1 protein-coding gene and 1 pseudogene are annotated in these 518 nt (G+C 70.8%); both read right to left on the reverse strand.

What is annotated here, in order from left to right; translation table 11 throughout:
• Positions 1 to 190, reverse strand: a 190-nt coding sequence (locus ACXJKJ_RS32235) for a hypothetical protein (protein ID WP_457395832.1), incomplete at its 3' end; no start/stop codon positions are given.
• Positions 191 to 280: 90 nt separating this feature from the next.
• A pseudogene (locus ACXJKJ_RS32240) lies at positions 281 to 518 on the reverse strand (hypothetical protein); the annotation flags it as partial.

Below are 518 nucleotides of genomic sequence, written 5' to 3' on the forward strand. Positions count from 1 at the left end.
GGCGGTCAGCGGCGGCCTGGGCGAAAGCGCCGAAGCTGCTGCGGGTGCTGCTGTCCAGGGCGATGAAAGCCAGCCGCTGGCCGTGGCCGTCGTCGATCACCACCGGGCGGCCGGCACGCAGCTCGGCAACCGCGCGTTCGCAGCGGATCGCGGCCGGGTCGCCGAACAGGGACGAGGCAGCATCGGACATGGCAGGGGCCGTGGGGGACATCATGGCTTTCACAGTGGGGACGGGTGGCACCGATTCCACTCGCGACAGGGACGCGACAGAGCGTCGCGCTCAGTGCGGGTGTTCTTCGGTGGCATACGGATCGACCTCGCCGCTTTCCGGCGGGCGCAGGGTGTAGCGCTTGTAGGTCCACAGGTACTGGGTCGGATCGCGGCGGGCGATCCGCTCGATGCCGGCGTTGAGGGCGGTCGCGGCGGTGCGCGGGTCCGGGTCGGCGACCTCGGGCGGGGCTGGCTCGATATGCAGGGCGAACTGCATGTCCGGGCCGATCCGTTCGCACCAACCGTAC

This window comes from Roseateles sp. P5_E1, assembly GCF_054049335.1.